The 7210-nt window shown below is 61.7% G+C and carries 7 protein-coding genes; 1 reads left to right on the top strand and 6 read right to left on the bottom strand.

Annotation, left to right across the window (positions count from 1 at the left end):
• The first annotated feature begins 177 nt into the window (after positions 1-177).
• Complete coding sequence (gene bamE, locus ACQ4WS_RS25265; protein ID WP_436479698.1) at positions 178-675, top strand: outer membrane protein assembly factor BamE domain-containing protein; 498 nt, start codon at positions 178-180, stop codon at positions 673-675.
• Positions 676-703: 28 nt separating this feature from the next.
• Here bamE and ACQ4WS_RS25260 read toward each other — a convergent pair whose 3' ends face one another.
• The 6 genes from ACQ4WS_RS25260 to ACQ4WS_RS25235 all read right to left on the bottom strand — a co-directional run bounded on the left by ACQ4WS_RS25260 (position 704) and on the right by ACQ4WS_RS25235 (position 7008).
• Positions 704-2248: a 2-isopropylmalate synthase gene (locus ACQ4WS_RS25260; protein WP_436479697.1), complete on the bottom strand. Its 1545-nt coding sequence runs from the start codon at positions 2246-2248 to the stop codon at positions 704-706.
• 48 nt (positions 2249-2296) lie between these two features.
• A complete protein-coding gene (gene pssA / locus ACQ4WS_RS25255) occupies positions 2297-3148 on the bottom strand; it encodes a CDP-diacylglycerol--serine O-phosphatidyltransferase (RefSeq protein ID WP_100873801.1) in 852 nt (283 codons plus the stop codon).
• 156 nt (positions 3149-3304) lie between these two features.
• Positions 3305-4072, bottom strand: a complete 768-nt coding sequence (locus ACQ4WS_RS25250; protein ID WP_436479696.1) for an SIMPL domain-containing protein — start codon at positions 4070-4072, stop codon at positions 3305-3307.
• 112 nt (positions 4073-4184) lie between these two features.
• The gene (locus tag ACQ4WS_RS25245) at positions 4185-4940 is read right to left on the bottom strand and encodes an SIMPL domain-containing protein (protein WP_436479695.1); all 756 of its coding nucleotides are present in this window, start codon (positions 4938-4940) and stop codon (positions 4185-4187) included.
• 203 nt (positions 4941-5143) lie between these two features.
• On the bottom strand, positions 5144-6382 hold the full coding sequence (locus ACQ4WS_RS25240; RefSeq protein ID WP_436479694.1) for an MFS transporter: 1239 nt from the start codon (positions 6380-6382) through the stop codon (positions 5144-5146).
• A gap of 176 nt (positions 6383-6558) precedes the next feature.
• A complete protein-coding gene (locus ACQ4WS_RS25235) occupies positions 6559-7008 on the bottom strand; it encodes a hypothetical protein (protein ID WP_436479693.1) in 450 nt (149 codons plus the stop codon).
• Positions 7009-7210: the final 202 nt, after the last annotated feature.

Here is a 7210-nt window from a genome sequence, read left to right as displayed (position 1 = left end):
GCCACGGGGAAGCCACCTCAGGCAAGGTTCTGAATGCGAAAAAATCCCTCCGTTTCGCTGAACCCGGGGGACATTTCTACTTGGGACAAAAGGGGACATTTCTATTTAGCGTTGACACTGCCGTGCGCGCTTTTCTCGGTGCATGATAGGGTTTTCCTGCATTTCAGGAGGTCAAACATGAAAAAACTGCTCAAATTGGCAACGCCGCTGCTGTTTGCCGCGCTGGCCGGCTGCGCCAGCTGGAACGTCCCGCCGCCCCAGCCGGGCGAGCCGCGCGCCGCCGTGGAAGCGCGCCTGGGCCGGCCGACGAATATCTATCAGCTACCCACTGGTCCCGAGCTCGAATACGCGACCGGGCCGTATGGCCAGTACACCTATATGGCCCGCTTCGACCGTGACGACAAGTTGATTTCCTATGAGCAAGTGCTCGACACGCCGGGCTTTGCCCGCATCAAGGTGGGCGTGTCGACCCAGCAGGACGTGCTGCACCTGCTGGGCCGCCCGACGGAAACCTCGTATCTGTCGCTGCCGAAACTACACGTCTGGTCTTACCGCTACAAGGAATCGGGCGTGTGGGATTCCATGATGCACGTGCACTTCGACCACGACGGCATCGTGCGCATGAAGATGAACGGCCCCGATCCCGCCAAGGAGGAGCGGCGGTTTTTCTGGTGACAGATTGCTAGCGTAACGACGTCCTTTGCTACGGCTGCGGGTCGATGCGCTCATCCTTGGCATGCAACTTGTTGAGCGCCGACAAGTACGCCTTGGCCGAGGCGACGATGATGTCGGGATCGGCGCCCACGCCATTGACGATGCGCCCGTCGCGCGACAGGCGCATGGTCACTTCGCCCTGCGACTGCGTGCCCGTGCTGATGGCATTGACAGAGAACAAAACCAGCTCCGCGCCGCTGGCGGCCGCGCTTTCGATGGCGTTGACGGTGGCGTCGACGGGGCCGTCGCCCTGCCCTTCGCAGCTGCGCTGCACGCCGCCGACAAGGAATTCCACGCGCGCATGGGGCACGGCACCCGTCGTCGATTGCTGCGCCAGGGAAATGAAACGGTAGTGCTCACTCTCCTGCGCCTGCTGTTCCTCGCTGACGAGGGCCATGATGTCTTCGTCGAAAATCTCGGATTTCCGGTCCGCCAGCTCCTTGAAACGCAGGAAAGCGGCATTGACTTCCGCTTCCGATTCCAGCGCAATGCCCAGCTCGTGCAGCCGCTGCTTGAAGGCGTTGCGGCCCGACAGCTTGCCCAGGACGATCTTGTTGGCCGTCCAGCCCACGTCTTCGGCGCGCATGATTTCATACGTCTCGCGCGCCTTCAAGATGCCATCCTGGTGGATGCCGGAGGCGTGCGCAAAGGCGTTCGCGCCGACGACGGCCTTGTTCGGCTGCACGGCAAAGCCCGTGATCTGCGACACCATCTTTGACGCTGCCACGATTTGCGTCGTATCGATGCCCACCGTCAAGTTGTAATAGGCGGCGCGCGTGCGCAGCGCCATTACCACTTCTTCCAGCGCCGTGTTGCCGGCCCGCTCGCCCAGGCCATTGACCGTGCATTCGATCTGCCGCGCGCCGCCGATCATGACGCCAGCCAGCGAATTGGCCACAGCCAGGCCCAGGTCGTTATGACAATGGACAGACCAGATGGCTTTATCGGCGTTCGGGATGCGTTCGCGCAAGCGCTTGATGGTCGCGCCGAAGATTTCCGGCACGGCGTACCCCACCGTATCGGGGAAATTGATGGTGGTGGCGCCCTCGGCGATCACCGCTTCCAGCACGCGGCACAAAAAATCCTCGTCCGAGCGACTGCCGTCTTCGGGGCTGAACTCGATGTCGTCCGTGAACTGGCGCGCGTAGCGCACGGCGTTTTGCGCCTGCGTCAGCACTTGCTCGGGCGTCATGCGCAGCTTCATCTGCATGTGCAGGGGCGAGGTGGCGATAAACGTGTGGATGCGCTTGCGCTCGGCCGGCGCCAGGGCTTCGGCCGCGCGGGCGATGTCGCGGTCATTCGCGCGCGACAGCGAGCAGATGGTGGACTCGCGCACGGCGCCGGCAATCGCCCGTATCGACTCGAAATCGCCCTGCGAGGCGGCGGCGAAGCCCGCTTCGATCACGTCGACTTTCATGCGCTCGAGCTGCTTGGCGATGCGCAGCTTTTCCTCGCGCGTCATGGAAGCGCCCGGCGATTGCTCGCCGTCGCGCAAGGTGGTGTCAAAAATGATGAGTCGGTTGCTGGTGTTCATGGCTGCTCCTGGCTGGCTGAAGACTGGCGATGCGACCGACTCAGCGCATCAATGCTCGGGGTCGGTCTGGATGATGCTGACGGGCTTGCCCTTCGCCATGCGCCAGAAAAACACGGCGTAGCCGGACAGGCCATAGGCGACGAAAATCGGGAACAGCACTTTCGGCGGGTCGATGGAAATGAGCGCAAAGAACAATGCCAGCAGGAATACCACGATGAAAGGCACGGACTTGCGGAAATTCACATCCTTGAAACTGTAGAACGGCACGTTGGTGACCATGGTCAGGCCGGCGAACAGGGCGATCGTCCACGACACCCAGGCCAGCTGGTTGCCGGCAAACTCCAGGTCATTCATCAGCAGGATGAAGCCGGCCACCATGGCCGCCGCCGCCGGGCTGGGCAAGCCCTGGAAGAAGCGCTTGTCGACGACCTGGATATTCGTGTTGAAACGGGCCAGGCGCAAGGCGGCGCCGGCGCAATACACGAAGGCTGCCAGCCAGCCCAGCTTGCCCATGCCGCGCAGCGACCATTCATAGATCACCAGCGCCGGCGCGGCGCCAAACGACACCATGTCGGACAGGCTGTCGTACTGGGCGCCGAATTCGCTCTGCGTATTCGTCAGGCGGGCGATGCGGCCGTCGAGACCGTCGAGGATCATGGCGATGAAGATGGCCCAGGCTGCATGTTCGAATTTCTGGTTCATGGCCATGACGATGGCGTAGAAGCCGCAAAACAGGGCTGCCGTCGTGAAGGCATTCGGCAACAGATAGATGCCGCGGCGGCGCAAGGTTTTCTTGCCAGTGCCATCGCTCACCGGCTGGCGCACGAATTTGCTGAAGCGGGACGCTTTGGAGACTGCGGGGGTGCCGTTCTTGCCTCTACGACGGGGGAAGTTTGCCATGTTGTTCCATATCTTGTGTACTGCGGGGGATTCGGTGCCAGGTGGCAGGCGCATTCGTCTCGCGGCATGCGCCTGCCGATGTTGCCATTATAGAGGAGCCACCGCCAAAGAAAAGCGCGGCGGCGTCAAGCTGGCAATATTGACGCCGATACTATCCTATTTGAACTTGATCTTCGCCACCAGCCCCATGTTCAGAGTCGTTTCGCCCGCTTCGAAGCTCGGTTCGGCCACTTGGTTGCCGCCATAGCCCATGGCGTCGGCACTCATGTTGCGCGCGCCAGCCACGCTGACGCGCTGCGCGTAGTTACCCGAACCTTCGAAATCGATGGTGTCGATCACGGCGTCACTGACATTGCGGCCCATGGCGCCGGCGATGGCGGCCACGCGCTCGTTCAGGTTCTTGTAGGCGGCGGCGATGCGCTGATCATCGAGCTTGCGGATGGTGGCGGGCGCCAGGCCGAAGTTCAAACGGTTCAGGGTCAGCACGCCTTGCGCTGCGGAAACGGTTTTCGGCAAGGCGGCCAGATTCGTCGTCGTCACCTGCAAGTATTGACCCACTCTCCAGCCGGTCGGCACACGGGTCTTGGCAACGCTGCCCGGCGGCAGGGGCGCCGTTTCCGGGTACACGGCATAGGTGTAGTAGCCCTGGGTCTTCAGCACGGCTTGCGGATCGGCTTTCTTGACGATGGCCGCGCCCTGGTTCATCTTCTGGTTCACGCGCGAGGCGGCAGCGGCCTTGTCCTTGTCCTGCTCTTCGATGGCCAGGGTGACGGTCACCTGGTCGTTCGCATGCACCACTTCGCCGTTGGCGGGCACCACCACGAGGGTGCCGGAGGTGGGCAAGTTCTGGGCTTGTGCGCCCAGGGCAACAGTAGCGGCGGCGGTAACGACAGCGGCGGCCAGCATAGCTTTCATGACGGTCATGGTGTTCTCCTGGAAAATAATGGGGCAAAAACAAGCATGGGGCCAACAGCCCCATGATTTTTTAACACATGCTAACGCGGAAATGTTTCCACGCTAGCGCGCTGACTTGCGCTTACTTGAACTTGACCTTGCCGACGACACGCATGTCGAGGGTGGTCTCGCCCGGCTCGAAGCTCGGTTCGGCGACGGTGCTGTCTTCGGCCATCTTGGCGCTGCGCATCATCATCGGCGCGGCGGCAGGATGGCTTTCCGTGGCGTAGTTGCCCGAACCTTCGAAGTCCACCGTATCGAGCACGGCGTCGGAGACGTTGCGGCCCATGGCTTTGGCGATGGCGGCCACGCGCTCGTTCAGGTTTTTATACGTGGCGGCGATGCGCTGGTCGTCCAGCAGGCGGATGGTTTCCGGCTTCAGGCCGAAATTCAAGCCATTCAAGGTCAACACGCCTTGCGCCGCCGACATGGTTTTTGGCAAGGACGCCAGATTGGCCGTCGTCACTTCCAGGTACTGGCCGACTCTCCAGGCCGTTGGCAAACGCGGCTTGGCAACGGCGCCAGCCGGCAATGGGCGCTCTTCCGGATACACGGGATAGGTGTAGTAGCCGTACGACTTCAATGCCGCCGACGGGTCGGCCTGCTTGACGATGGCGATGCCCTTGTTCATCTTCTGGTTGACGCGCGACGCGGCGGCAGCCTTGTCCTTGTCCTGTTCTTCGACGGCCAGGGTAGCGACCACCTGGTCATTGACATGCTTGACTTCGCCAAACGCGGGGACGACCACCAGGGTGCCGTTGGTTGGCAGGGATTGCGCTTGTGCGCTCAGGGCAACGGTGGCGGCGGCGGCAACAAGGACGGATTTCATCACGGTCATGGGGTACTCCTAGCTAGTTAATGTGGCTGACAGCCCGCGAAAGGGAGGCTTTTGCCACCCCTTTCGCCTGAGAAACTTGTCAAACTGTGTAGATTCTAACGCCTCATTCATTCCCGTGGCGCAAATTAACAAATCGTCACAAAATGCGCTTGCCAGTCACATCTGCTCACATTTCAACACACTGTTATTTAAAATAACATCAATCAATGCCCCACTACCGCGCCACCGCTGCGTCGGCCCGGCTTGAAACTGTAACGGTGGGCGCGCCAGGCGATGGCCAGGGCCACCAGCAGCAAGGCCAGCATGGCCCACGGGAACGACGCCGCGCCATAGCCGTCCAGCAGCATGCCGCCCGCCAGGCCGCCGCCCGCGATTGCCACGTTCCAGATGGTCGCCACCATCGCCTGCGCCACGTCCATGCCATCGCCGGCGGCGTCCGCCGACGCCGTCTGCAGCAAGGTGCCGGCGCCGCCAAAGGTGATGCCCCAGATAGCCATGCTGACATAAATGACTGCCGGCGAGTCCATCGCCAGCCCCAGCGCGATCATCACGAGGGCAAGGGTGGCGATGCAGCCCAGCACGAGCGGACGCAGCCAGCGGTCGATCAGCTGGCTGACCAGCCAGATGCCAGCCAGTGACCCCACGCCATACACGAGCAGCACCAGGTCGATGCGGGGGCGCAAGCCGGACGGCGCCAGGAACGGTGCGATGTAGGTATATAAAATGTTATGCGCCAGCATCCAGGCGACGATCACAAACAGAATCGGCCGCACGCCCGGCGTCATGAATACCTGGCGGATCGACAGGCGTTCGCCATTCTTTTGCCCCGGATAATCGGGCACGACCAGCAACACCCACGCGACCAGCACCACGGCCAGGCCGGACATGATGCCGAAGATGCTGCGCCAACCCAGCACGCCACCCATCAGGGTGCCCAGCGGCACGCCCAGCGACAGCGCCAGCGGCGTGCCGATCATGGCAATGGCCATCGCCCTGCCCTGCTGTTCGACGCTGACCATGCGGCGCGCGTAGCCGGCCATCAAGCCCCAGGCCAGCCCGGCGGCCATGCCAGTGACGAAACGCGAGGCCAGGGCGACCATATAATTGGGCGACAGGGCCGTCGCCGTATTGAAGATCAAAAAACCGATGATGGCCAGCAGCAAGACATTGCGCCGGCGCCAGCCGCTCGTCAGGGCCGTCAGGGGAATCGCCGTCAGGATGGAACCGATGGCGTAGACCGTCACCAGCTGGCCCGTCATGACTTCGGAGATATTCAGGTCACGGGCAATCTGCGGCAGCAAGCCGGCCGGCAAGGTTTCGGACAGGAGGGCGAGAAACGCCGTCATGGCCAGTGCCAGCAAGGCCAGGACGGGAAGCCGTTCGGAAACGGAAGATTCGGCAGTGCCCGGCATGGGTACTGTGGCGGTAATGCGGTCGGTCATAGAGGTCCTTCAGGTTGCCAAGCGGCTGATCAATTAGCGCCTGGCGTGCTACAAAAGCGGTGATGCGCGTTGCGGTCGGCAGATACCGAAACAGATGCAGTCCATGAGGAACTGCAAAGGAAGGGCGGAATTATATAGGAGACGGGCGAAAAACGTGCGCGCAAAAACAGCCGTGCTCAAGCTGGCGTCATGCAGGCATCATTGGCCGCCTTGCGTGGCGCAAACCAGGCATTCGATTTCGGACTGAACAGGAAGGCGCAGATGACGGCGAACGTGAGCGCGCCAGGCACGACGTTCATCTTCAGCGGCACGGTTGCCAGGCTGAGCGCAATGTCGATCACGCCCCACACCAGATACACAGTGCGCGCACCACGCTGCCTTTGCAGCATGGCCAGCGCTGTCACCAGGGAAATACCCAGGCTGAAGAGCAACAGCGCGTATTGCGCCTCGGCGGGAATCACGCTGTGCGCCATTCCGGCCAGCATGGCGGGATCGTTGCGGCCGAGGTAAGCCGACACTAGCGACGACAGCGAACCGATGACCAGAAACCAGCAACTGATGGCAAGCGAGACGGGGCGCTTGAGCACATGAAGATTGCCGACAAAAACTTTAGAAAAAACAAGCATGGTGCTGACGCTATTGTTGAACGGGCCTGATTGTAACGGATGTTGCCTGCCAAGCGGCTGCGCACAAAAAAAGCCGGCTTGCGCCGTAATGCCGTTCAGTTAAGACTGAACGGCATTTTTATTTGGGGCTTGTAAACGTCAGTGTCTGCTGTTAACCTGCCTGGCTATGCTCGACGATACTCTCCACTTTCTTGCCAACCAC

The sequence above is a fragment of the Janthinobacterium leeuwenhoeki genome (genome assembly GCF_051380795.1).
In the GTDB taxonomy this organism is placed as follows: domain Bacteria; phylum Pseudomonadota; class Gammaproteobacteria; order Burkholderiales; family Burkholderiaceae_D; genus Janthinobacterium.
Note: the sequence above shows the minus strand (reverse complement) of the source record. Positions and strands in the feature narration are given on the sequence as shown.